Here is a 359-nt window from a genome sequence, read left to right on the forward strand (position 1 = left end):
TACACCGTTACGTATAACGGCAACAGCAGCACCGGAGGGGCCGTTCCTACTGACAGCSGAATGTACGAAACGGGCGAAGCGGTAAACGTACTAGGTAAGGGAAGCTTGGCAAAAACAGGCCACACGTTCGCGGGCTGGAATACGGCAGCYAATGGATTGGGGACGAACTATGCAGCAGGCGCGGCGCTTACGATGGGGAACGCGAATGTTACGCTGTATGCGAAATGGACGCCCAACCCAACGTACACCGTTACGTATAACGGAAATGGAAGCACAGCAGGAGCAGTGCCTACTGACAGCGGAACGTACGAAACCGGCACATCGGTAACGGTGTTGGGTAATGGCAGCTTGTTGAGATC

At 54.9% G+C, this 359-nt stretch carries 1 protein-coding gene; it reads left to right on the forward strand.

Annotation, left to right across the window (positions count from 1 at the left end; genetic code table 11):
* Positions 1-359 (forward strand): InlB B-repeat-containing protein (locus AB4Z29_RS32445; protein ID WP_441946971.1); only part of this gene is annotated, 359 nt, incomplete at both ends.

Origin of the sequence: Paenibacillus sp. 2TAB23 (assembly GCF_052115165.1) — a bacterium.
Lineage (GTDB): Bacteria > Bacillota > Bacilli > Paenibacillales > Paenibacillaceae > Pristimantibacillus.